Annotated in this window: 18 protein-coding genes; 9 read left to right on the top strand and 9 right to left on the bottom strand. The window is 62.0% G+C overall.

The window, feature by feature from the left end:
* Positions 1 to 201 precede the first annotated feature (201 nt).
* Positions 202 to 387 carry a CsbD family protein gene (locus JOF47_RS08510; protein ID WP_209997168.1) on the bottom strand — a complete coding sequence of 62 codons (186 nt, stop codon included), beginning with the start codon at positions 385 to 387 and terminating at the stop codon, positions 202 to 204.
* Between the two features lie 175 nt (positions 388 to 562).
* Here JOF47_RS08510 and JOF47_RS08505 point away from each other — a divergent pair, with 175 nt between their 5' ends.
* The 3 genes from JOF47_RS08505 to JOF47_RS08495 all read left to right on the top strand — a co-directional run bounded on the left by JOF47_RS08505 (position 563) and on the right by JOF47_RS08495 (position 3,473).
* Positions 563 to 1,738, top strand: coding sequence for an iron-containing redox enzyme family protein (locus tag JOF47_RS08505; RefSeq protein ID WP_245356313.1), 1,176 nt, complete (start codon positions 563 to 565; stop codon positions 1,736 to 1,738).
* Positions 1,735 to 2,187, top strand: coding sequence for a CDGSH iron-sulfur domain-containing protein (locus JOF47_RS21850; RefSeq protein WP_342592742.1), 453 nt, complete (start codon positions 1,735 to 1,737; stop codon positions 2,185 to 2,187). Before JOF47_RS08505 ends, JOF47_RS21850 begins: the two co-directional genes overlap by 4 nt.
* 203 nt (positions 2,188 to 2,390) lie before the next feature.
* Complete coding sequence (locus JOF47_RS08495) at positions 2,391 to 3,473, top strand: carboxylate-amine ligase (protein WP_209997167.1); 1,083 nt, start codon at positions 2,391 to 2,393, stop codon at positions 3,471 to 3,473.
* Positions 3,474 to 3,888: 415 nt separating this feature from the next.
* Here JOF47_RS08495 and JOF47_RS08490 read toward each other — a convergent pair whose 3' ends face one another.
* On the bottom strand, positions 3,889 to 5,193 hold the full coding sequence (locus JOF47_RS08490; RefSeq protein WP_209997166.1) for a cation:proton antiporter: 1,305 nt from the start codon (positions 5,191 to 5,193) through the stop codon (positions 3,889 to 3,891).
* A gap of 978 nt (positions 5,194 to 6,171) precedes the next feature.
* Here JOF47_RS08490 and JOF47_RS08485 point away from each other — a divergent pair.
* Positions 6,172 to 6,420: a hypothetical protein gene (locus JOF47_RS08485; RefSeq protein WP_209997165.1), complete on the top strand. Its 249-nt coding sequence runs from the start codon at positions 6,172 to 6,174 to the stop codon at positions 6,418 to 6,420.
* Between the two features lie 1,769 nt (positions 6,421 to 8,189).
* On the opposite strand, the gene JOF47_RS08480 is transcribed toward JOF47_RS08485, so the two are convergent.
* Positions 8,190 to 9,302: a hypothetical protein gene (locus JOF47_RS08480; protein ID WP_209997164.1), complete on the bottom strand. Its 1,113-nt coding sequence runs from the start codon at positions 9,300 to 9,302 to the stop codon at positions 8,190 to 8,192.
* Between the two features lie 255 nt (positions 9,303 to 9,557).
* Complete coding sequence (locus JOF47_RS08475) at positions 9,558 to 9,785, bottom strand: helix-turn-helix domain-containing protein (RefSeq protein ID WP_209997163.1); 228 nt, start codon at positions 9,783 to 9,785, stop codon at positions 9,558 to 9,560.
* Between the two features lie 1,072 nt (positions 9,786 to 10,857).
* Here JOF47_RS08475 and JOF47_RS08470 point away from each other — a divergent pair.
* On the top strand, positions 10,858 to 12,090 hold the full coding sequence (locus JOF47_RS08470; RefSeq protein ID WP_342592741.1) for a serine hydrolase domain-containing protein: 1,233 nt from the start codon (positions 10,858 to 10,860) through the stop codon (positions 12,088 to 12,090).
* A gap of 138 nt (positions 12,091 to 12,228) precedes the next feature.
* Here the strand turns inward: JOF47_RS08470 and JOF47_RS08465 are convergent, their stop codons facing one another.
* Positions 12,229 to 12,891 (bottom strand): cyclodeaminase/cyclohydrolase family protein, encoded by a 663-nt coding sequence (locus tag JOF47_RS08465; RefSeq protein ID WP_209997162.1) that lies wholly within the window; start codon positions 12,889 to 12,891, stop codon positions 12,229 to 12,231.
* 1,020 nt (positions 12,892 to 13,911) lie between these two features.
* On the opposite strand from JOF47_RS08465, the gene JOF47_RS08460 reads away from it, so the two are divergent.
* On the top strand, positions 13,912 to 16,242 hold the full coding sequence (locus JOF47_RS08460; protein WP_245356312.1) for an FdhF/YdeP family oxidoreductase: 2,331 nt from the start codon (positions 13,912 to 13,914) through the stop codon (positions 16,240 to 16,242).
* Between the two features lie 56 nt (positions 16,243 to 16,298).
* Here JOF47_RS08460 and JOF47_RS08455 read toward each other — a convergent pair whose 3' ends face one another.
* The 3 genes from JOF47_RS08455 to JOF47_RS08445 all read right to left on the bottom strand — a co-directional run bounded on the left by JOF47_RS08455 (position 16,299) and on the right by JOF47_RS08445 (position 20,452).
* A complete protein-coding gene (locus JOF47_RS08455) occupies positions 16,299 to 16,484 on the bottom strand; it encodes a DUF6457 domain-containing protein (protein ID WP_342592740.1) in 186 nt (61 codons plus the stop codon).
* 807 nt (positions 16,485 to 17,291) lie between these two features.
* Positions 17,292 to 18,614, bottom strand: coding sequence for an AI-2E family transporter (locus JOF47_RS08450; RefSeq protein WP_342592739.1), 1,323 nt, complete (start codon positions 18,612 to 18,614; stop codon positions 17,292 to 17,294).
* Between the two features lie 1,253 nt (positions 18,615 to 19,867).
* Positions 19,868 to 20,452, bottom strand: coding sequence for a PRC-barrel domain-containing protein (locus JOF47_RS08445; RefSeq protein WP_209997161.1), 585 nt, complete (start codon positions 20,450 to 20,452; stop codon positions 19,868 to 19,870).
* 1,244 nt (positions 20,453 to 21,696) lie between these two features.
* Between JOF47_RS08445 and JOF47_RS08440 the strand changes: the two genes are divergently transcribed.
* From JOF47_RS08440 to JOF47_RS08430, 3 genes are all read left to right on the top strand, one after another.
* Entirely contained in the window at positions 21,697 to 22,785 is a 1,089-nt protein-coding gene (locus JOF47_RS08440) for a glycosyltransferase (protein ID WP_209997160.1), read from the top strand.
* Between the two features lie 189 nt (positions 22,786 to 22,974).
* Positions 22,975 to 23,127 (top strand): CBS domain-containing protein, encoded by a 153-nt coding sequence (locus JOF47_RS08435; RefSeq protein WP_209997159.1) that lies wholly within the window; start codon positions 22,975 to 22,977, stop codon positions 23,125 to 23,127.
* A 36-nt stretch (positions 23,128 to 23,163) separates the two neighbouring features.
* Positions 23,164 to 23,586 (top strand): PRC-barrel domain-containing protein, encoded by a 423-nt coding sequence (locus JOF47_RS08430; protein WP_209997158.1) that lies wholly within the window; start codon positions 23,164 to 23,166, stop codon positions 23,584 to 23,586.
* Between the two features lie 208 nt (positions 23,587 to 23,794).
* On the opposite strand, the gene JOF47_RS08425 is transcribed toward JOF47_RS08430, so the two are convergent.
* Complete coding sequence (locus JOF47_RS08425) at positions 23,795 to 23,998, bottom strand: cold-shock protein (protein WP_209997157.1); 204 nt, start codon at positions 23,996 to 23,998, stop codon at positions 23,795 to 23,797.
* Positions 23,999 to 24,026: the final 28 nt, after the last annotated feature.

Below are 24,026 nucleotides of genomic sequence, written 5' to 3'. Positions count from 1 at the left end.
AAAACACAAGGTCTCGCGTGACCGCGGCCGAATCCCCAGTCCACAATCCATTGGCAGAACCATGAACGCATATCGTTAATGCACCAAGGTCTGTACCCGGTTCAAGACCGGATTCAGACCCTGGTGCATGGAATTTTAGGTGCGGGTCCAATTTTCGGGGACCAGTTTACGCGTTCCGCGAGGTCCCAGCCCCGCATGCAACTATTGGCCGGTCACGTCCTTGGCTGCATCCTTGAGATGCTCGCCGGCCTGCTTGGCTTTCGCCTCAGCTTGGTCCTGGGCTCCCTCGGCCTGCAGGCGCTCGTTGTCGGTTGCCTCCCCGACCTTTTCCTTCGCCTTGCCGGCGGCTTCTTGTGCCTTGTTACTGATCTTGTCTCCGAGACCCATAAGGTCCTCCTTTGATTGAATACAGCAGGAACAAACCCCAACGTAGGACCTGAAACTTGATGTTTGCTGTGAATTCTCCTTTCTCGGAGACATCCTCAACCACGGCGACTATTCCTCATCTCGCACAGGACTAGGTCGTCTGTGGACGCCTTGGCCTGAGTCGCCGACGAGGTCCATGTGGTTGTCGTCCCGGCCTCTGCGAACTACGGTTGGTTCACGATCATCCTTAGAATCCGGACAGCTTCCTCACGGCATCCATCAGGCCACATGGCCTTGCTCGATTGCGTGTTCGAAAGCGCCGATCTACGAAAGGGGCACCATGCAAGATCTTCCCACCGCGCGTGGCCCGCTCAGCGTGCTCCTCTTGGAAACGTTGGCACGCAACGATCTGCCACAGCATCTGGAACAGTTTGAGGCTACGGTGCAAGAAGCCTTCGACGCTGACGCCGACATTTTCTTCAACGAGGATCTTCAGGTATCCCTGTTCGTGCTCTATGAACTGCATTATTCGGGATTCGATACCCTCACCGCAGACTGGGAATGGCATCCACCGCTTCTGGCATTGCGGCGCAGGATCGAAGAACGATTCGAGAACCGTTTGCGGGACGCCATGGGAAAGCTTCCCAGACCTACCCCGAATGCTCAGGCGGTCGCGGACGCACTTTTCGGCATGAGCCAAGACGCAACCGGGCCGTCGGTTTCCACGTATCTGGCACGCAACGCGACGGTGGAACAGGCCCGTGAATTCTTGGTCCACAAATCCATTTACCAACTCAAGGAAGCCGATCCGCATACGTGGGCGATCCCCCGTCTCACCGGGCGTGCCAAGTCGGCACTGGTTGAGATCCAAACGGACGAGTATGGGGGTGGAATCCCCGGACGAACGCATGCTGAGCTGTTTGCCCGCACCATGGAAGGGGTGGGGCTCAAGAGCGACTTCGGAACCTACATCGATGTCATCCCGGCCATCACGTTGGCTTCGGTGAATGTCATTTCGCTCTTCGGTCTTCATCGCCGGCACCGCGGCGCCATCTGCGGGCATTTGGCGATCTACGAGATGACGTCTTCGATACCGAATGCCAAGTATGCCCGCGGATTCCGACGGCTGGGATTCGACGCACCGGTCACCGATTACTTCGACGAACACGTGGAGGCCGATGCCGTGCATGAACAGATAGCCGGACGCGATCTGGCCGGCGGATTGATCGAGGCAGACCCCAGCATGGCAAGCAGTGTATTTTTCGGAGCTGCCACGGTCGTCCTGCTCGACGGGCTGGTGGGTCGATGGCAGCTGGACGCCTGGGAATCGGGCCTCAGCTCCTTGCTCACGAACAGCCGGGCCCTGTCGTGAGCGCCTCCGCCCGCGCCCGCATTACCATCTGCCCACAGGGGCCACTGGTCATCCGCGGGACCTTCGACATCGTCGACGGCGATGGCCAGCCGGTGGACCCGCACCGCGGAACCGTTGCACTGTGCCGCTGTGGCGGGTCAAAAATCAAGCCATTTTGCGATGGCACCCACAAGCTGGTTCGGTTTGACGAGCCAGAAAAACAAGACACCACCGAGGTGGCCGGAACGCCACCACCGAATTTGCCCAATCAACGCTCAAAGGAGATGGCAGCCATGACGGAATCCCAGAATCCCACAACGGACCCGGCAGAAGAAACAGCAAAACAGCATGCCAAACGCGAAGACCACGTCTCGGATCCGTCGCTGTCCACCGAGCCCGGACACGATTGGACCGACGAGGGTGGCGCCACCGAATCCGGTCCGGCGACCAATACTGAGGCCGACGAGTAGTTCCTCTGTGCGACACCGGTGTGCCTAGGTTCCGGCCGCTGACCCGGTGGCCTGCACCGCGATGAGGGTTGGGCTGACCTACGGGTGCCGACCTGGAAATTGCTGTCGTGCCGGGAGGACCCGAAGGGGAACCCCCGTCTCGACGCATACAACAGTATTCCCCACCGTTGCTTTGCCTGAACTTCACCCATGGAAGGCTTCCCATGAGCACCTTCGGTATTGAAGAAGAATTCTTCCTGCTTCACCCGCAAACGGGGCTGCCAGCTGTCCCGGACGCGGCTGCATCCGCCGCCCTGATGTCCATACACGCCGGGGGAAACACCACCCAATCCGAGCTCTTGGCCTGCCAAGTTGAAACTGCAACACCGATATGCGTTGATGGGCTTGCCGCACTGGCATCGCTGCGGGAGTACCGCAAGGAGCTGGCCCGCACCGTGCAAGGCCTGAACCTCCTGCCCGTGAGCATGGGTACCATTCCGATGGTACCCGCGGGGGCCGCAAAAATTGCCGACCAGGAACGTTACCGCCGGATGCACGAGTTTCTTCCAGGGATCAGTGGAGACCAGTATGTTTCGGGGCTGCATGTTCACGTCTCCGTACCCGATCCGGACGCCGGTGTCGTGGCACTGAACGGGCTTCGGCCGTGGTTGCCGCTGCTCATGGCGCTCGGGTCGAACTCGCCCTTCTGGCGCGGAGCCGATACCGGTTTCGCTTCCTGGCGCAGCATCCACTATCGAAGGTGGTCCGTACAGGGGATCCAACCTCATTTTGCTGATGCCCGTGACTACCAGAGGCGCCTTGCCACCCTGCTGGCTTCCGATGTCGTTTTGGACCAGGGCCACATCGGGTGGGCGGCACGCCTGTCCAGCCGATACCCCACCGTGGAGATCAGGATTGCCGACGCGCAATTGCGCTCCGAGGATTCGGTGCTGTTGGCGCTCATGGTGCGCGCGCTGGTCGACACATGTTTGCACGACACCTCCGCAACCGATCACCTGCTCCCGGAGGTGTTAGACCTCGCATTCTGGCAAGCGGCCAAGCACGGGATGAAGGGCAACCAAGTCGCCCCAGAGACAGGGCAGGCAACCAGTACCGAAAAGCAACTCGCTGCACTGCTAGACCATATCCGGGATGCCCTGGCCGCAAATGGCGACAGCGACTTCGTTCTATCGGGTCTGGAACGGCTGGCTCGGGGCGGCAACGGCGCCCAACGGCAGCGCGACAGCTACGCCCGCGGTGGCTTGCGGCAGGTGATCAGCGACGCGAACGAAGAACTGACGGCCTGATCCTTCCCTGAGACGCTGAATTGCGAAGCAACCTCATTAAACGGACACCCTGACGAATTCAAGGATATATGCCCGGATATGGCCGGGCCGTCGGGATATTTCGGAAGGACGGTTATTCACAGCTCAATTTGGCGGTTTTAGCTGATTTCGATGACGAGGGCGGAGCGTAGCGCCTCGATGACGTCGCCGATTACGGTGCTGAACTCGTCGATTTTCATGAACCGTTCCAGCGGGTGAGGAGTCGGTCGAGCAGGCGGAAGGTGTCAGGGCGGTACGCGCAATGGAGGCATTTGCCGAGGTGCCGGTGAAGTCCGCGGGATTGAGGCTCTGGCCTGGCTTGGCCACGGGGGCTCCACGACGAAACGGAGTTCTTTCTGGACGAAATGGAACACAAACTGACCACCATCGAAGGGCATTAGATTGCGGTGTTCGGGGCTTGACCCTCGTCGCCGAATCGCCGGAGGGCCTCGCGCTGGCGGAGCCTGTCGAGCCTGTTCATGACAGGTGCGGTCGTTGCCCCGTGCAGCACAATGGACATGACAACTATTAAGCCCACGAGGGCCCACAGGTCGTCCGTTTGATCGCCAAAGTCACCCGTGTCCAAGGCATAGGCAAGATAGTAGAGGGAACCGATGCCGCGGATGCCGAAGAAGGCGATGGCAATACGCTCCCGCATCCCGGTCTTGCCGCCCATCAGGCCGATCCATCCGGCCAGTGGACGGACTACGAGCAGGAAGGCCAGAGCGACGACGACCTCGGGCCACCCGACCCCGGAGAGCAGCCCGCGGGCGATCGCGCCGCCGAGCAGCACCAAGATGATCACTGTCATCAGCCGTTCCAGCTGTTCGACGTAGCTGTGCAGCACCCGGTGGTAGCCATGGGTGTGCTCGGCCGCCCGGATCGTCACCGCGCAGATGAACACGGCGATGAAACCGTAGCCCTCGATCATTTCCGTGGCGCCGTAGGCGAGGAACGTCGCGGCCAAGGCCACGAAGCCTTCTGAATGTTCGGCAAGCCGGATGGCCTCGGGCCGCGACGAGAAGAACACTGCGGCCAGAAGCTTTCCAGTGCCGAGCCCCGTCAGTACGCCGATGCCGATCCGCCACAGGACATCGACGGCGAACCATTCCGGGAACCAGGCCCCGGAAGCGGCTCCGACCAAGCTAATGGCGATGGCAAGATAGACGAACGGGAACGCGAGACCGTCGTTGAGGCCGGCTTCGGACGTGAGTCCGAAGCGGATCTCGTCTTCTTGTCCGATCTTGTCCTCCTCGTCCGCGGGTTCACCGACCTGCACCTCGGAGGCCAGCACGGGGTCTGTCGGGGCCAACGCCGACGCGACCAGCAGGGCCGCAGCCAAACCCAGCCCGAGCAGCCCTAACCCCAGCAGAGTCAACCCGAGGATGCACAGCGGCATGGCCACCCCGAGCATGCGCCACGTCGTCGCCCACCGGCGCCATCCCATCGGGCGGTCCAGGGCGAGGCCGGCGCCCATCAGCGAGATGATGACGCATACCTCGGTGAGGCGCAGCGTGAAATCCGGGTACGCGACGGGGTCGGGGTCCGGTAGGTTCCCGAGGAGGCCGAATGCCAGCGCCCCGGTCGCGAGAAAAACCATCGGCATCGAGAGCGGGGCCCGACTTAGAAGTCGCGGGAGCACCGCAGCGGCGAAGACCGCCACGCCCGCCGCCGCATACAGGATGCTGGGGGATTCGAACATTGCCGGTCCTTCCCATTTGTACGAGGGGTCGCCAACGCGGGCACCGGGGCGCTGAGCTGTACCGCGGTGTCCGTGGAACCGCGATGCTCGCGTAGGTGCTTATGAGACTTGGTGCGGCTGGCCTTGGCCCCACGGATTTCTGTCCGGGGAGCAGCCTCAGATGCCCGTCGCCCGCAGCGGCCCCGTTCTACCCGGATCGGGCACTGGCCCCGGTGACGGTGGAGGAAAGGGGGGCAGAATTCGGGTCCGGCCGTGGAGACGGCGGATGGACCGAGTCCGGTACCGGCGTTGGGTCGGGTGGGGGCGCTGGGACAGGCTCGTCCCCAGGCAATGTCTGATCATCAACAACAATTGGGCTGGTTACTTTCTGAAGCTTCTTCATCAAAACGGCTGCTCCTCGGTCTTGGGCTGGAAACCTCCCAACTCGTTCCGCTGTGGAGAGACAGAAAGGGAATTTGTTCCCAGGGGCCCCGGGGACGTCTTTCCACGCTGCCACACGGATCGTCTAGACGCCTTCCAGATCACCAGATCATTGCGTGGATGCCAACAAGTCCTGATGGTTGAGCCTTGCATACGCCTGTGTTTGAGGCCAACACACGAGATATGGCATCAGTGTTCTCGCCCAACAGTGTCTGCGGGCCTCCTCGCTAATTCGCCCATCGCCGGTAGCGTCCGACGTGGAGAAAAGAGGAGGGCAGGTAGTGATCGCAAAGGTTCTGGCCCACACATATATGGATGAGATTTCAGATACAAATATCGAACTGAAGCCTGTCCCCGCATCCGCTTGTTCTAGGGGTTGATCGGCACCCGGTTGTGAGGTGAGCGTGTGGGCCTAGAGCAAGCCTCAGAGGTAGCTGCGGGCGTCTGTCAAGGTAGTTGGATGTGGGTCAGTTCACGAGGATTTGGATGCGAATTATTGGTAGGGTTCGTTCTCAACCTGCCATACAGGCATGTTCGCCCGGGCGAAAAGAGGAACCGATGAGCTACCACGTCACCCATCACGGGGGCAATCGTGAGGACCGCACCTCACAAACCGGGTACAAGATCCTTGCCAGTGGAGTGCTTCAGATCATCCATGTCCCCGAAACCGGATACAGCAAGGTGCTTTTCGAATATGGCCCGACAGGGTGGTTGTCCGTGGAAGGAACCCGCATCCTTGACGTCACCGAAGTGCACCAAGGCTCGGACGGAAAGATCGTCAACGGCACGTACCATCAAGAGGCCTAGCCTCCGTTAGACGGGTCATATCTTGCGGTTGTTCTCGTTGCCAATCGTTTCGAACTTTGGCTGCTTGATTTGGAACACCGCCCCTGCTGCGTGTCACGGCGGCAGCGGCAGTTTGTGCGGTCCCTTGACGGCACATGAGAGCCCTTATGGGAGCTGTCCCCAACGAGGGAGACATCATTTGCAGAAGCGCGGTGTGCAGCAGGAACCAAGGAAAATGCCTGGCGCCAGATCTCACGCGAGGCGAACATCATCTCCGGGATTCTTCAGCTCATGGGTTCGGGCTAACGAACACCTGTGGATTGATGGAAGGCACCGGCCTGTGACAAGTGTTGGTGCGAACCTCTCGGCCAATGAAGAGACAATCACTTCATTTGGTCGGAGCAACAGGTGAAGATGTAGCTCTGGTGCGGGTGATCGCTAGGAACGAATCAATGCACTGCATGTCATTGTGCAGGCCGTCTTGGAACACGGGCTAGCTAGGATCCAGGTCGTTGAAAAGCGCAACGCATCCTTGGTCGCGACCACCCAAATGGTGGGCAGGCCTCAATTGCTGTCCGTTTGACGCGCGCATAAGGCCCCACCCGCGCAAGGGTGGGGCCTTTCGTTCGCAGATGCCTTTCTGGGGGGGATTGGGCATCGGCGAATGGTTGCGCAGGTACTTGGGGGTCACCTGCGTAAACGCAACCATATCAACGTTCCTCAGATCCGACGAAACTCCCCGCCCGATACCCAGCGCCCTTGGCTGTGCCATAGAAAAATGGGAGGCTTTTCTTGGGATTTGGGGGAACGAAACCGAGGGCAAGCATGCACGCCACGCTAGGTGCAGCACCGGACGCTGCCCAGGAATCGGGGAAACTGTAAAAGGACCATGCTTTGGCCTTGTTCCAGAGACTTCGCGGCCGTATGACAGAACTGTCAAAAAGTCGGTGCGAAGTTGGCCTACAGCCTGGTAATTCCGGCAGGAATCCACAAACTGGATCTGGCCGGCACTGCGGTGGAGGTGGCCGTGAGCGAACCGACCATGCGGACCCTAAAGATCCGGGCTCTGCCAGGAGAAGTCCGCCGAAGTGTAGCCGCATATTCGCGCAATATGGAGCCTCGCTGGCCATTGACTGCGATGTGGCGGGGGTTCCCTAGTCTCCGTGAAAATCGTCGGTGGGGATTCTCCATTTCCGTGCCGATGCAGCACCTAGTAGGGGCTCGATTTTTGTTGTGCCCACGGGAAACCAGCTACGACCCCTCCAGGAAGCGGCACTTTGATCTCGGGGACTCATCGACTTTCAATGAGCCATCCCGGCAAGGGCCAAAGCTTTCCACGGGTCTGGCCGGGACAGTCGTTATGCGGCCGAAACCGGGACTCCTTGCCGACGCGTGCCGTGCGGCAGACCTATCCGGGGTCCGGAGGTAAAGCCGTCCGGATCGATTTTTGGGTTCCCTGCCTTGAATTTCGGGCCAAGCGCCGCATCAATGTTGCGGTGCAGCGAGGGTTTTGGCCCGCCCGAGCCAGGACCCTCGTCGGCATTCCCCGGCGGAGCTTGAATGCGGTGGCTACATGTCTGTGATTGAACCGAATCTGCCGGGAACGAGGGCACCGCGTTCCAGAGGTGCCGTCGTTGGCGGGAACGGACGTCCCTTCGAAGACGGACCGCTCATGTATTTGAGACAAGATCAACGGGACGATTCAGCAGCCGCTTCCATCGCCTGGTGCCTTGCCACGGGAGGAGTCCCTCTAGCGCATCTGATCCAGACCGGTTCGCCGTAGGGAAGAATTAGGACCCGCACACTTGGTGGGCGGTGAACATCGGGCCGCCGACTGTGCGGACGATGTTCTTGATCTCGGTGGCGGTTGCTTCGTGCCATCCCTTTCCGAACTGGGCGGTGTCGAATTTCGGGTTGGCGGAGGTGTCCTTGAATCGTGCGTTGAACTTGGTGTTGTCGCCCCCGAACTGGCTGAGGATGGCGCTGGTGCCGGTGCGGACGCCGTGGAGGCAGGCCCCGTCGCTGAAAAGGAAGGTATCGAACACCGTCACCTTGCGGCCCTGGACGGAGGTCACGATGACTTCGCCCCGGTACGTTGCGTAGTCCTTGTCGTAGGTGAGGGTGCCGACGTAGGTGCGGTTCTGGACCGCGCCCCTCATGTCCTGAGCGGTGGCCACCTCGGTCCAGGGCAGCAGCACGGTGGGGGTTTCGCAGGTGCCGGTTCCTGCGGATTTCTTCGCGTAGTGGAGCCGGATGCCCTTGGCCGAGAGGTCCCAGGCGATGGGTCGGGGGAAATCGCGGGAGGCCGGGTTCAGTTCGCCGAGGCACTTGTTCTTGGCGGCCGCGAAGTTGTTGGCCACCGCCATCTTGGTGGTGATGTCGTTCTGGGAGACGAAGGTGGAGATGCCGACCTTTTTGCCGGTTTTCAGGTTCACCGTGAAGGACCGTGCCTTGCTTGTTGCCGCGGCCCCGCAGAGGTGCAGGGAGAAGTTCATGGTGACGGAGGCGTAGCGGCCCTTGTAGACGCCCGTGCTGCCGGGCCGAGCATCAAAGGTGGCACTCGTGTTCCCCCGGCATTTGCCCTTGCGTGCGGCATTGAAGGCCTTCAGTTCGGCCGCGACGGCCTCGTTCGCATAGGCCGTGAAGTTTTTGCGGTTCGTGGTGCTCGAGGATTGCAGGACCGGAAGCCTGGTCGTCTGGACCGACTTGTTCGGTTTGTCGGTCGTGGTGGTCTTCTTGGCGCCTGTGAGGATCCTCGGGGAGGTGGATCCTGCGGCGGCCACGGAAACCGGGGAAGCTACAGGCGGCCGGACCTCCGGGGGTGCGGCGAGTGCCGGTGGCGCCAGGGCGAACGTCCCGAGGACCAGGGCACCGGATGCGAGCACGGAGACGATTTTTTTCATGATTCCCCCAAAGCGATTGTGTTTCGGGCAATGCGGCTTGCCATCCGGCAAGGGATGGCGCGGTCGCGGAATGCCGCAATCCGGCTGGTCGGATGGTTGGTGTCCGGCGAGGAATCCAGCGCGGATTCATGAACGGTTTTCCTGTGTGTGCCTGCAAACCCACCAGGCACGCGGGACGAAGAAGGAACGCAACGGGCATGTCGTTGTCATCGCCCCGACCGCCGGCCCCTGGCACAGGCAGCCGGCGTTGCATTGTCAGGGGGCCGTGAGGCGGGGGACCGGCGACGTGGCCGCGTGCTGCTCGGCAACCAGGTATTCCTCCACCGCCAGTTCGGGCACGCGGTAGGACCTGCCGAAACGCACGGCGGGCAGCTGGCCGGCATGCACCAGCCGGTAGACGGTCATTTTCGACACCCGCATCGACAGGGCCACCTCGGCCACCGTGAGATAGTGCGCGTTCTCGAACCTCTGCAGGTCAACCATTGCATCCCCATCCGTATGTCCGTCGTCCCCGCGACGGAGCGGTTAGCATGTGCACCTTCAACCACAGGTGCAACGTTGAGCACATCGTAAACACAAACATCCCGCAGGCACCAGAGTACTTCCCGGAGGTTTAAATCTGAGGCAATGCATTGACTTTTCCGGGGGTATCGACATGCATGGACAGGGAATACTTGCTGGCGTTTTTGTTCGCGGCTGAGGTAGCGGACCTGACCAGCGGTAATGAAGAGCGGACAGCGTGTCGGCGCACTTTCGCCGTGGGACCGCGCTCCGCTCCATGGCCTCGACGAGGTCACGTTGTCATAAGATCGTCGATAGCTGTCGCCTTCGCCATGGGCGGCAAGGGATATCGGGTGGCCTTGGACCTGCCCCGGCCCGTATGAAGTGATACCCCGATCCCGGCACGTTTCAGGGGAGCAGTTGGCAGTAGTATTCCGAGCGGGAAATCATGCTTTTCGAAGAGTTACGCATGTTTACCGGAACAGTTCAAGGGGAACGAGCCGACGCTGCAACGATCAAGCTTTCCACAGGGGCAGGCGGGAAGAATCGTGCCACGGCCCAACCTGGGACTGCGGACCGATGTGAGGCCTGCGAAGGCCTTTTCGGGGTCCGCAGGCAAAGCCGACCGGCTCGATTTTCGGGTTCCCCCGCCCGTGAGTTTCGGGCTATGCGCCGCGCCAATGTCGCGCTGCATGCGAGGGTCCTGGGTTCCCCAAGCCGGGGCCCTCGTTGGCATTCCCTGGAGGTTCCGTGCGCGTCGGCTTCATGCCCGTGGGTGAACGGGACTCGGGCGGGACGAAAGTCGCACTTTCCATGGGTCGGTTATCGGCGATTAGACGGGGCAGGATGCCGGTACCCGTGCCACCCGGTGTCACATTGACGGCCGCCACAAACGAATGAAGAACGCTGCGGGACGGAGGGAAAACCCGGTGGTAGGGTCCAAACAGACCAACGCCGCACCGGCACGGCAACGAAAAAGCCGCAACGGTGCGGCGACGAAGCGCCAAAGCAGCAATTGAACGCTGCAACGGTTCAGCACAGGAAGGCAACGCTCGTGGACGGCACGAACCTGGATCACCACTCCGCCGGGGTGGACATGAACAACTGGAAACTGCCCGAGAACCTGCGCTGGTCCTTCCAGCACATGGCCGATTTCCTGCCCACCGCGACGATATCCCGGGGGAAGGGAGAGGCGGCGCAGCTTCCGGCGGCACACCGCGACCTGGACTCCGTCATGTTGGCGGCGGCCGTCCCCGGGGAAGCGCCCATGAGCGTGGGATCGGTCATGGCGTCCACCGAGACCGACGGCTGGATGCTGCTGCACCGCGGCCGGGTGCTCACGGAGCAGTACTTCGGTGAGATGGCCCCGGGCTCGCAGCACCTGTTGATGTCGATGAGCAAGTCGCTCATCGGCGCGGTGGCCGGGGCCCTGTGCGATTCCGGGGTGCTGGATGCCGAGGCGCAACTGACCGGCTACCTGCCCGAGTTGGCCGACACCGGCTATGCCGGGGCCACGGTGCGCGACCTGCTGGACATGCGCTCGGGCATCGAGTTCTCCGAGGACTACCTGGACCCGCTGGCGGGGATCCGGATGCTGGAACAGGCCATCGGCTGGTCGCCCACCAAGCCCCCCGGGCCCACCGGCATGTACCCGTACCTGAGCACGCTGCGGCGCAAGACCGCCCACGGCGGGGTCTTCGAGTACCGCTCCTGCGAGTCCGACATGCTCGGCTGGGTTTGCGAGGCCGCCGCCGGGTCCACCATGCCCGAGCTGATGTCCCGCTTGGTGTGGGGCAAGATCGGTGCCGAATCCGACGCCACGATCGGCATCGACCAGTTCGGCACCGGGATCTTCGACGGCGGGATCAACGCCACGCTGCGCGACATGGCCCGCTTCGGCTCCCTCTTCCTGGACGACGGCCTCTCGCTGGCCGGCGAACGCGTGCTCTCCCCGGAGTGGATCGACCAGACCCTGGCCGGGGCCCCGGATTCCCGCGATGCCTTCGCCACCGGCCCGGGCGAGTACCTGATGCCCGGGGGGATGTACCGGAACCAGATGTGGTTCCCCTACGCGGGCAACGACGTGCTGCTCTGCCTGGGGATCCACGGGCAGATGGTCTACATCAACCGCCCCGCCCGGGTGGTGGCGGTGAAGCTGTCCAGCTGGCCGCTGCCGCAGGATCCGGCCAGGCTCTTCCCCACCCTGCGCGCCTTCGACGCCATCGCCGCGGCCCTGTTGGTGGAGACGCAGACCGCACCGGCACCGGTTGCACCCGCGGCCACCTAGCCAGGCAAGCGCCGTGGGAAGGCGCCGTGGGGTGTGTCCTCCCACGGCCTGTGGCTGCGCGGGTGGCCTCCGCCGCCAGCGTCTCCCGGCCGCCGGGCGCTGCGCATCGCCGGGGATGCCCCGAGTTTCCGCCCCGCCTTACTCCAGGTCGTCGGTGGGGGCGGCGCGATGATCAATCTCGGCCGTTAGCCGGTCGATCCGATCGAATGCGTCGTTGAGATCATCAACAATCGCCCATAGGTCCGGATGCCGGTCGCGAATCTGCTCCAAAGTGCTGCCACCGGAGGTGAGCGCAGCGAGATCGAAGCTGACGTTGGTGCGCGCACCGGCCACCGTAGCCCTCAAGGCGCCGAACGCGACGACGACGTCGGCAATAAGTGCCGGGTTGCCGTTGGCCGCGAGCCACGCCAGGTCCCCGATGGCAACGATAGCCCGCCTGCCCAGGACGGCCGATGCCTTGGCGGCATCAATGGATGCCCGAGATATGGCGGCATCACGTTCCGGACCCGGTTCCAACCGAAACGCGGCTCCGAAGGCCCGGGATGCTGACGCGTCTTGGTCGGCCAGGCGAAGAGCGTCCTGCCGGAGTGATCGAGCTCGTGCCCGAACGCGGGAGAGTTCCCCGTGCTCGCGCGCGTCGGCTTCGGTGTAGCCGGCAACCATGGATGTCAGTGAAGCGGCGATGGCGAGCATCAACCCCGTCCCGGCACCCCCGCCCGGCGAGCCGGTGGACTCCGCCAAGGCCCGCGTCCAATCCTCAACCGTCGAGCTTTGGGTCGTAAATTCCTCGGCACCGTCCATGGCATCAAGTGTGCCCCATGGGTCGTGCCGCCGGGCTGACACTACGTGAAAGACTGATGCAGTGCGTGTCGCGACCTTCCACGTCGCCTCGTAGCTTCAGGGGGCGCCATCCGGGGTAGCTGACTTGATCTGTCAGATAGCAATTGCCTGCGTTAAAAGTTCCGTGCTGAGGACTACATAAATGACTGTGGCCATCGGCTTCCGTCCTGAACAAAAAGCCTTGGGATACAAATGATGCGCGTATCCCAAGTCCTTCCTGAGGTAGCCTCCCCAACTATGGTCGGGCGACCTTATGGCTACTGGGGACGTCGATCTAGATCGCTGAAACTATCCAGATCACCAAGGCAACGGCCACAAGAATGCCCACGATGGTACATACAACGTAGCTTCCACGCTTGTAACTTACCTCCGTCCTCTTCGTTGGTGCTTTCCCATCATCGAATTGTGGGAACCCCAATCCAAGACCGCGCATTCCCGAAGTCTGCTCTGTACGTGCGGCTGGGACGGCTGATGGAACCCGGATCTGGAATCCTGGAGCTGGCTGTTCGGCGATGTTTGGAGCCGTAGGCCAGCAGCGTTCCATTCCCGAAGAAGTGGAAGGCATTGACGGAAACGGGTCAGGAGTAGGGTTCGGGTAGGGATCGGGCTCCGTCCCTGGCCGCGAGGGTCCGCCGTAACCGTCCACGGCGGTTGGTGCCGAGGCTTTCAACGCCCCTGGCGGCAGGGGTCACGGCCGGGCCGCGGAGTTTTTACACCAACATCTGGAGGATGGAGGATTTCCTGCCACCTGGTTGGCTTGGCAAGGGTTCCGGGCCAATGTTCTGAAGTTTTTCCTACCCACCCCGGCGCTCCGGAGTCGCCCTGCTCCCGCCTGACTGTAAGGATCCGCCCGCCCCAAAGCCCGCTTTGCTTGCGGCACCCGCGAATAACTGTTAGTCCTGAGATAGGTGCGCGCGGTCACACTCCCAGACGGCATGCAAGCGCGCAGACCGGCATTGGTGAAGAAAAGGGAAGTGCAAAATGGCACGCAAAAATCCTCCTCGCGTAGACGAGCCCACCGACGACGAAATGGAGGTCGGCAAACCGAAAACCTGGGCGGCGGGCCTACCCGGAGTCATGCATTCAATGGTTCCGGCCCTCAAGGACATGGGTGTGGACAGGAGCCGCAAGACGCTGCTGGCGATGAACCACAGGGACGGCTTCGACTGCATGAGTTGTGCGTGGCCGGACCCCGACCACCGCAAGGCCTTTGAGTTCTGTGAGAACGGGGCCAAGGCCGTCACTTGGGAAGCCACTCCGATCACCGTGGAATCCGGCTTCTGGGCGGAGCATTCGGTCAGCGAACTGCGCGGGCAGTCGGAGTACTGGCTGGGCCAGCAAGGCAGACTCACCGAGCCGGTGTACAAGCCCGCGGGCGAGGACCACTACCGGCCGGTCGGCTGGGACGAGGCATTTTCGATTATTGGCACGAAACTGAACAGCCTGGCGTCCCCGGACGAGGCGGCTTTTTACACCAGTGGCCGCACCTCCAACGAGGCGGCCTTCATCTACCAGCTGTTTGTGCGGGCATTCGGCACCAACAACCTGCCGGACTGCTCGAACATGTGCCACGAGTCCACCGGTTGGGCGATGGGGCAGACCTTGGGCATCGGCAAGAGCACCATTGCGTATGACGACTTCGGCAAATCAGACCTGATCATCATCGTGGGCCAGAATCCGGGCACCAACCACCCCCGGATGCTCACCGCTCTGGAAGAAGCTAAAGGCAATGGCGCCGCGATTGTCGCTGTGAATCCGCTACCGGAGGCCGGCCTGCGGCGCTACAAAAACCCGCAAGAAGTCAAGGGCATCATCGGCCGGGGCACCGACATCGCGGACCAATTCATGCAGATCCGCCTCGGCGGTGACATGGCACTGCTGCAGGCGGTTTCCAAGAGGGTCCTGGAAGCGGAGGAAGCGAGCCCGGGAACGGTGCTGGACCGTCAATTCATTGAAGACCACTGCGAGGGCTTGGAGGAACTCAAAGCGCACCTGGCCCGGCTCGATGAGGACGCGGTGCTCGAATCCACGGGCCTGCGCCGTGAGGAGATCGACGAACTTGCTGTGCGCTATCTGAAGGCCGAGCGGGTCATCATTACCTGGGCCATGGGCCTGACCCAGCAGAAAAGGCGGTGGCCACCATCAAGGAGATCATCAACCTGCTGCTGCTGCGCGGCAACATCGGTAAACCCGGCGCCGGGGCGTCCCCGATCCGCGGGCACTCCAACGTGCAGGGGGGATCGAACCATGGGCATCTGGGAACAAATGCCGCCAAGCTTCCTGGACGCGATCGAGAAGGAGTTCGGCTTCAATCCGCCCCGCGAGCACGGGACCGATGCGGTGCAGACCATCCAGAAAATGCGCGACGGCGAAATGAAGGTTTTCGTGGCGCTGGGAGGAAACCTGGTGGCGGCGATTTCGGACACCCATGAGGCGGAGGCGGCCATGGAGAAATTGGAGATGTCGGTCCAGATCTCCACGAAGCTGAACCGGTCCCACACCGTCGTGGGCCGGGAGGCCCTGATTTTGCCCACCATGGGTCGGACGGAAATCGATCGGCAGGCAAGCGGCGAGCAGTTCGTCTCCGTGGAGGATACCGTTTGTGCCGTGCATCCGTCATGGGGCAAGGTGGAGCCTGTGGCGCCGCACCCGCTTTCAGAGGTGGCCATCGTATCCCGGATGGCACGGGCCACGTTGGGTCAGAAGGTGAACGTGGACTGGACCGGATTCGAGAAGAACTACGACCTGGTCCGGGAGCACATCTCGCGCGTGGTGGTCGGTTGCGCGGACTACAACCAGCGGATTCGGCAGGATGGCGGTTTTGTGATGGCCAATGGCCCGCGGGATTCGCGGACCTTCCATACGGCCACCGGCAAGGCCGTGTTCACGGTCAACGACTTGGAACACGTGCAATGTCCGCCGGGGCGGCTGATCCTGCAGACGATGCGTTCGCACGACCAGTTCAACACGACGATTTACGGACATAATGACCGCTACCGCGGGATCATGAAGGGCCGCCAGGTGGTTTTCGTGAACCCAAAGGACCTGGCCGAACTGGGTCTTCAGGATGGCCAATACGTGGATATCCATGGCGAGTATGTGGACCACAAGGAACGCGTGTTGCGCAATTACCGGGTGGTGGCCTACCCCAGTGCCCGGGGTTGTGCAGCGGCCTACTATCCCGAGGCGAATGTGCTGGTCCCGCTGGAGGCCGTGGCGGAGGGAAGCAATACCCCGGTGTCCAAGCACGTAGTGGTCAAGCTGGTGCCGGCCTCCGACGGGCACGAGGTCGGCGCGTCGGTCACGGCCTAAATCGGGATACGGGATCGGTACCGGGCGTTTCGAAACGGAAAACGTCCGGCAGCGGACTATCGGGCGGTCTCCGCCCATCCGCCGCGATCGGGGCCCTGCTCGTTGCCGGCTTCGCACAGCTTCAGGGCTTTCTCCACGGCGGATCTCACTGCCTTTTGTGGATCAATGTGGCCGCTGGTGGCCGCCAGAGCCGCGGCGTATCCGACGTAGAACGCGCTGATCGGTCCGGCAGAGGGGCTCACCGACCTGGAGGATTCCTCGGCCAGGCTTGAGGATCAGTTCATTCTCTTCCTCCAAGTCCAGGATCTGCAGGGCCTGTGAGATCCGGTGGCTCCAGTGTTCCAGGTTCCGCTTTTCGTTGTCATAGTCAGCCATGGTTGCTCCTTCGGTTTCGTGAGGATCTTCTTCGGATGCGCAGGCCTGCCGGCAATCATCCGGACCTCAGGCATAGCATCCGCACCATGGGTAGTACAACGCTGGCGGCTCTGTAGTCGGCTCCGGGATGAACCACCTTCATTTTTGTAGACACTCCGGCCTCGTTCGGAGAATAGAAATATGGATCGCGGCATGAGGGTTGATGACGAGGCCCAGACACATGCTGCGCGTTCGCAACATGAGCGGCGGACGGCAGTTCCCGCCGGGTCTTTGACCGCGGTCGGTCGGCATGCGATTGAGCCTGGATCCAAATCGATGAGCCCGTGACTTGGGATCACGAATCGAAAGACAGCACCGGGGCTGTGCAGCGCTCCCTGGGTGAGAACGGCTCTTCAAGACCCCTCCTTCTCCCCAAACTCCATGAGTTCTTCAAGCTCACGGGTGCTTGACCTGTCCTTCTGGCCAGCATCTTTCCGGTATTCCGTTGCCCCGCGGCGCAAGGACCTCCGGACCCCATGCGGGGGACCAGACGTTCCTGGGTGTCCGGTGCCGGGAATGGGCCCGGGTGCGCAGCAAATGGGCCACCGCTGGGGACGTCACGGGACGGCACTCCCGCTCCGAGCAATATCGTCCCCATTCCGGTCACAGCGCCCGCCATCGCGGACCACGTGCGGCTAGCGCCGGTCTTGCCGCACGATGAAGACCTCGCGCAGCAGCAACATGGCGGCGGCGGCCGTGGGAATGGCCATCAAAGCCCCGGCCACGCCCATAAGGGTGCCGCCGGCGATCACGGAGATGACGGCCACCGCACCGGGCACGGAGACGGCCTTCTGCATGATCCGCGGGGAGATGAAGTAGGCCTCGAGCTGCAGGTAGCCGAAGTAGCAAATCGCGTAGACGACTGCGGTCTGCCATCCCAGGGTCAGCGAGATCAGCGACACCAGGATGCCGGCAATTGCCGCGCCGACCAGCGGGATGAACGCCAGGATGGCGACCATCAGGGTGAGCAGGGCGGCGAACGGGACGTTGAGGATGCTCATGAGGATCAGCGCGACCGTGGCGTTCAGCACCGCGACAACGGCCTGGCCCATGACGTAGTTGCCGACCGAGCGGGTGATGGTGTTGCCAAGCTTCTCGGTCCTGGCCCGCTTGGAGCGCGGGGCAAGCCTGTAGCAGAAGGCCATGAACGCCGGAAGCGAGGCGAGGAAGTAGATCGCCAACACCAGCACGATGAAGACGCCGAACAGGCCCTGCGCCACCACGCTGCCGACTCCCAGGACGCCGCCGAAGATTCCGCCCACGGCACCGGTGTCGGTGAAGAACTTGCCGATTTCCTGGCTGATGCGGTCGGAGACCTGGTATTGCCGGTCCAGGGAAACGAAGAATTCCGACTTCAGGAATTCGTCGACGATGCTCGGGGCCCGTTCGATGAACTGTGCCGTCTGGGTCACGATCGTCGGGATGATGATGCCGATGAATCCTCCGGCGACTCCCAGAAGCAAGGCCATGGTGATCAAGACGGCGGCGATGCGTGAAAGGCCCCTGCCCACAAAGTAGCGCACCACCGGATCCAGGCCCAGCGCGATGAACAGGGCGATCGCAATCCAGGTGACCAGGGAACCCACGTTGGTGAGCAGGAAGAATCCAAGCAATGCGAGCCCGACACCGACGGTAAAGAGGAATCCGAAGGCCACCGGGTGCGCCCGGGCACCGTTGAGGGTTTCCGCCGCGGGTGCCGGGACGTCGTGTCCGGGATCCGGAGGGAACCCGAAATTCTCCGGCGGCTTGATGCGCGAATCCCAGGTGTGTTGTGCCCGGCCGATCACGCGGCGCCACCACGGCGCCGTCGCCACGGTCTCTTCAACCTGGAGGGCATCGGGCTGAGTGGGAGTGCCCGGGAGTTTCCCGGGAATTTCGGGTTCCAGGGTGCCGGAGTCGGGCGGGCCGTCGGCGGGCGCTGCCGGTCCTTTTGCTTCGTCAGCATCATGAGTAGTCACAGGCCGAGCCTAGTACTAGGGTCCCGCGAGGAAGGTGTGGACCGTTGCGGCGGTTCATCAGGGCCAATTCCAACCACACGGTGCATATCCCTGCAGTCCTCCCTGCGCCGGGGCAAAACTCACGGAAGGATCCCTAGCGGGCATGGAGTGGGGCCCCCAAGTCGGTAAGGGGCCCCAGCGAGAAGGGAACCCGCTGCGGAAGCTACAACACGGCCCAAGCGGCCTGAGCCACTCCGTCGACCAATCGGGCAACCGTCCCCGCGAGGCTTCAGAATGCGGGTCGTTCATCCCCCGGCGAGGAACAACTGACTTGGAGGGTTAGGTGCTCAAAGCAGGTTTTCGGGGCCGATAGACGGTCCGGAACCCGTAGAACGTTTCGCATTTACCGCACCAGCAGTCGACATCCCAGATTGGCTGATCACCGCTTTGGGGTTTCGTTACCAAGCGGATTTCTTCATAGACCAAGTACTCGCCCGTGAGACACACCTCGCAGCCCGGTTTCGCGTCCGAGGTATGAAACGGCGCGGTTGACGAGTCATTTTGCGGACACGCTATCGTTGTGGCGCGTTTCAGTTGGGGGATCAAAGGGTGGGTAATAATGAGTCTTCCTCCTGAGTGGAACAGCAGCGAAAATCGCGCACTTGTATGGTGTCGCTCATGAGCAGGTGAAGCTGTGAGGCCGCCGGACTTGCTCAATAGCCCACTGCCTCGTAAATCCGGTACTAGAGCTGCCGGAAGACCAATAGATTGGCATCTGAGCCCTGCCGCCAAGGACCCCCGGCTCGCCGTACAGACTCCCAGGTAAGATTCAGCGGATCCATTAATCTCACTTGCGGTCGGGAACCTCCCTCTCGGCGTCCGTGAGACATTCGCCGGCCTGCTTGGTCCTCTTGGCAGCGGCTGGGGTTTTCACCCCTTTTGCCCGCAACAGCTCGTCTGCGGGGCTGCGGTTTTTCCCTGGCGTTGCCGGCAGCTTCGTCACCCTTCTTGTCGCTCTTGTTGTTGATCCTGACTCCAGAATCCGTGGGAAAAATCGTTCCATGAATGATTGAACACCGTCAGGCCAACTCCAACCGCCGCACTCATTTGAGATGATTTCCATGCGGCACACGGGTTAGATTTTGGCCACGTCGTTGCCAAAAGGTTCGACCAATCAAATACACGGCGCCCCCGTCAGGCCAATTCCCTCTGGGCGACAGTGCCCTGGAGTCGTGGCTCTGGTCATTCCCGGGGAATCACACGCTTGCGTACCGTTACGGATCCAATCGGTCGCTGCGGCCAGGTCGGCTGGGGTCTTCTTCTACCGCAGCGCCGTTAAAGTCATTTACCCGCGCACCCGGCTGCGACGATTCACCCACGTGAGGTACCACGGTCTCGTCGCCAGAGCCTTCCGAGACCACATACCTGCGCAGCCGCGGACGGACCGGGGCGAAATCGTCACGGGCCCCACGTTCTTCCGAGGTGAATGGCGCGGTGCCTTCCAACAGGTCCGGCTGAGCAGCCAGGCCGGTGTTTCCAACCCCGGCCTGCGCATAATAGCTGTACAGCCGGTCTTCTTCGGCCTCGCTGAGGTGCCCGCCGGGATCCACGTTGGGGGCGTCCTTGACGAAATCCTTCGGGAACTTCACATAAAGATTCTCGTCGGAGATCTCCGCTTCATCCAGCGGCACGAAGTTCTCGGCCATTCCCAGGAATCCGGTGTGCACGGTGGCGAAGTTGGGGGTGCCGGTTTCGTCGTCGAGGTAGATCTGGCCGAGGGTTCCGATCTTTTCACCGTCGGGACCGAATACCTTGGCCTTGTCCTCAAGCAGCTTTTGAATCTCATGCTGACTCAACATGGGTGGTGTCCTTTCGCTACAAAACCTGAACGTGCCGGTGCTGCAATTGGAACCGCGGAACCGAGACGACTGTGACCTACCGGACAATTGCAACATCAGCCATTTGGGCAAGGCAAGGAAATCCGGGACATTTGATTGAAACCCGGGCAGACGGTCCCCGCGGGCGTATACATTTTCCCAACACGTAGAGAGTGGACATCGAAATAGTCCAAATCCCTTCCATCACCGGTATTTTTCGATGTATCGGTGGTGATTCGCGAGGTAGAGTTGCCGCCACGAAATTCCTCCAGCGGAGCTGTTTCCAGCTCCGCCGAGGCGTCGACAAAAAGAGCTGAAAGCCCCGTGATTGCCGGTTCGGTTCGCCTGAGCCGGTGGATCGGCTCTTACTCAGGCTGCTGGCCTGACAGATGCTCGTCGTGGGCTCGAAGAATGCCCACCTTGAAAACTAGCCCGATCCACTGTTGGCTAGTGCGCATTCTCCCTTTCCAGAAGATCACCCGTGTCACTTTCTGTATGGTGTCCATCGACCTCACGGGCGCATCAGCAATCACCCCGGCCGTAGAGGGGACACTTGGAGTTGGAGATTCGTCATAGCCGAAATCTGTCATTAAATCCGATAGATTTCCTGAGCCATGGAATGATTCACAAACACTGGTATGTAACGGGTTTCCCTATGGATGCAGGGACGCGGGCATGGCCAAAGCATGGGCGGACCCTGGTACGACGTTGTGCACATGACGGACACAAACACCGCCCCAGTATTCCGGCTCGAGTTCCTGGAAGCGGCATAGGAGGTGCAGGGCTGACCGTGCATCATGCTCAGCGTCCTGGAGCGGCAATGTCGACATGGTGGTCGGGGTGCATCAAGCGGAAATAAGCAGACGGGCACAGGACCCACGCTTTCCATTGGGTTTGGCCGGAAGAATCGTTCCTTAGTGAAAAGGGTAACGGAAGGTGAAAAACGGTTGACTTCGGGCTGCAGCCCGAGGCCGACCATCAATTCCTGCGACCCGGTTGGCTTGGATTGCCGACCGATGTCCGAAACCAACCACCATTCGTTTTGACATCTCAAAGGACGAAGGAACCCATGATGGATGTTCTGATCACCCGAGGCGGGAAGGATCCCGGGGACGATATTGATTTCGCCCACGGGACGCCGGCCTGTTGCACCCATTGCTTGGTGCGAGGTCCTGGGATACGTGTGAACCGCGTATCCGGCCCAGGCCTGAGAGGGGAGGACTAGGATGCGCATCGGACTGGTGGCCCCTCCGTGGATCCCCGTGCCGCCGCCTGCCGATGGCGGCATCGAGGCCACCGTTGACACGCTGGCGCGGGGACTGGCTGCCGCGGGCCACGAGGTGTTGTTGGCGGCGTCCGCCGACAGCACCTGTCCCGTGGATAAGATTGCGGGACTGCCCGTGGGGGATCCCGGTTCACCGGGGTCCTGCGTGGACGAACTTCGGCACAGCATCCTCGCCTACGGGAGCATGGGGGATGTCGATCTCATTCACGACCACACCCTCGCCGGGGCGCTGTACCGGCACCGGCCCGGCAACACGCCCGTGGTGGTGACGGCGCACGGGCCTTTCGACGCCAAGTTGGGCGAGGTCTATCGGGACATCGCCCGCGACGCCTCGGTGATCGCCATCTCCCACCACCAAGCCAGCACCGCGCCTGCGTCCGTGGTCGATCGGGTCATCCACCACGGCATCGACACCTCCACGGTCCCGACCGGAACGGGCGACGGGGGCTATGCCTGTTTCCTGGGCCGGATGCATCCGAGCAAGGGATTATTCCAGGCCATCGGGGTCGCTTTGCTGGCCCAAGTGCCGCTTCGGATTGCCGCAAAAATGCACAGTCGCGAGGAACACGAGTACTTTTCCGCGGTGATTAAGCCGCTACTGGGCCCGCAGGTCGAGTATGTCGGGGAGCTGAACACAACGGACAAATACATCCTGTTGGGTGGGGCCGTGGCCCTGTTGAACCCGATTCAGTGGTCGGAGCCATTCGGGATGATCATGATCGAGGCCCTGGCCACAGGGACGCCGATGCTCTCGACTCGCCGTGGTTCGGCACCGGAGATAGTCAGGGATGGAATCACCGGGTATCTGCGCACCGGGCTGCAGGGGCTGGCGCAGGCGTTATCGGCGGCCGAGGCGCTGGACCGGCGAGCTTGCCGGGTGTCGGCCGAGGAGCTGTTTAGCGCGGATGCCATGGTCGCCAACCACCTGGGATTCTATGAGGAACTTGTTGGCGGTCCGGGAATGGGTTCTTCCGCAGTCCGAGAGTCGCTGCCTGCGGAAGGACTGAGGGTCGGAGGGCCGAGTTTTTAGGGCAGTTGCCTCGACGTGGCCAGCCAATGCCGTGTACTCGTTGGCTGGCGACAAAGTGGTCCTCCGCAGGGTCTCGGCTACTGGGAAATGGCTTTCAGGAAGTTCGCCCCGGGTTCCTTGCAACAGGGGTTCATTCAGCCGTAAAAGACCGGGCTGACCGCAAGTGCTGTCAGCGAAGCATTTGCTACCATGAAGGAGCACAGGGTCCGCCGGCTGCCGGCGATCGGCGGCCACACTCCGGTCGGCATGCCCACCCAGGCCGACGCGGCACGGACCCTTCCCGGGGACCGCATCGGGGACCTGGTCGAGCAGATCTCCGAGCCGGGCGCTGCCCGCACCTGATCATCTTCGTCCCCACAGACGGCAAGGAGAACAATCATGGAGACACCAGACACCGGCATGCTGATCCGGCTCAGCGACAGCGGCGAAACGGTCGCCAACGGGGAGGAGGACATCCGCGACCGGCACGTGAAGGACAAGGACGGCGAGGACCTCGGCAAGGTCAGCGACCTGCTTGTCGATGCCACCGAGCACAAGGTCCGGTTCATCGAAGTCGCCTCGGGAGGATTCCTGGGCATCGGCCGGGAGAAGACGTATATCCCGGTCGACGCCATCACCGCCATCACCGCAGGCGAAGTTCGGATCGACCAGACCCGCAGCCACATCACCGGCTCGCCACTCTACGACCCCAGTCTGGTCCGGGAACGCGACACATACGGCAGCATCTTGGAGTACTACGGATACGTTCCCTACTGGACGCCCGGCTACCGGTACCCCGACTACCCGAACTACCGCCGCTAGCGTCGTAGACGCTCACCGCATGGATAACGCGGTGGGTGACAACCTCGGTTGCATCGAAAGGCTTCAGCGGTTTCGTGCCGCTGAAGCCTTTCGCCGTATTCAAACCATGGTCGGGTCGCCGGGACAAAACGCAGGGACCGGCTGGTTCCGCTTCGGATTCACGAACCGGGATGCAGTGCGCCGTCAGGGTACGGACCGAGACCGCTGGTTACACGGGGCGGATGTTTTCTGCCTGCGGTCCCTTGGGTCCCGGGACGGTATCAAACTGGACCTTCTGGTTCTCTTCCAGGGAGCGGTACCCGCTGGCGGCTATTGCCGAGTAGTGGGCGAAAACATCCGCAGATCCATCGTCGGGTGCGATGAAGCCGAAGCCCTTCTCGGAATTGAACCATTTGACCGTTCCTGTTGCCATTGTTGCGTCCTTCTGTGGCCTTGATTCG

Source organism: Paeniglutamicibacter kerguelensis (assembly GCF_017876535.1).
Classification (GTDB): Bacteria; Actinomycetota; Actinomycetes; order Actinomycetales; family Micrococcaceae; genus Paeniglutamicibacter; species Paeniglutamicibacter kerguelensis.
This window is presented reverse-complemented; position numbering and strand designations above follow the sequence as displayed.

Excerpts from the sequence above, each read along its gene's own strand:
- JOF47_RS08510 (WP_209997168.1), bottom strand. The coding sequence starts at position 387 with ATGGGTCTCGGAGACAAGATCAGTAACAAGGCACAAGAAGCCGCCGGC.
- JOF47_RS08505 (WP_245356313.1), top strand. The coding sequence starts at position 563 with ATGTGGTTGTCGTCCCGGCCTCTGCGAACTACGGTTGGTTCACGATCA.
- JOF47_RS08495 (WP_209997167.1), top strand. The coding sequence starts at position 2,391 with ATGAGCACCTTCGGTATTGAAGAAGAATTCTTCCTGCTTCACCCGCAA.
- JOF47_RS08490 (WP_209997166.1), bottom strand. The coding sequence starts at position 5,193 with ATGTTCGAATCCCCCAGCATCCTGTATGCGGCGGCGGGCGTGGCGGTC.
- JOF47_RS08485 (WP_209997165.1), top strand. The coding sequence starts at position 6,172 with ATGAGCTACCACGTCACCCATCACGGGGGCAATCGTGAGGACCGCACC.
- JOF47_RS08480 (WP_209997164.1), bottom strand. The coding sequence starts at position 9,302 with ATGAAAAAAATCGTCTCCGTGCTCGCATCCGGTGCCCTGGTCCTCGGG.
- JOF47_RS08475 (WP_209997163.1), bottom strand. The coding sequence starts at position 9,785 with ATGGTTGACCTGCAGAGGTTCGAGAACGCGCACTATCTCACGGTGGCC.
- JOF47_RS08465 (WP_209997162.1), bottom strand. The coding sequence starts at position 12,891 with ATGGACGGTGCCGAGGAATTTACGACCCAAAGCTCGACGGTTGAGGAT.
- JOF47_RS08460 (WP_245356312.1), top strand. The coding sequence starts at position 13,912 with ATGGCACGCAAAAATCCTCCTCGCGTAGACGAGCCCACCGACGACGAA.
- JOF47_RS08445 (WP_209997161.1), bottom strand. The coding sequence starts at position 20,452 with ATGTTGAGTCAGCATGAGATTCAAAAGCTGCTTGAGGACAAGGCCAAG.
- JOF47_RS08440 (WP_209997160.1), top strand. The coding sequence starts at position 21,697 with ATGCGCATCGGACTGGTGGCCCCTCCGTGGATCCCCGTGCCGCCGCCT.
- JOF47_RS08435 (WP_209997159.1), top strand. The coding sequence starts at position 22,975 with ATGAAGGAGCACAGGGTCCGCCGGCTGCCGGCGATCGGCGGCCACACT.
- JOF47_RS08430 (WP_209997158.1), top strand. The coding sequence starts at position 23,164 with ATGGAGACACCAGACACCGGCATGCTGATCCGGCTCAGCGACAGCGGC.
- JOF47_RS08425 (WP_209997157.1), bottom strand. The coding sequence starts at position 23,998 with ATGGCAACAGGAACGGTCAAATGGTTCAATTCCGAGAAGGGCTTCGGC.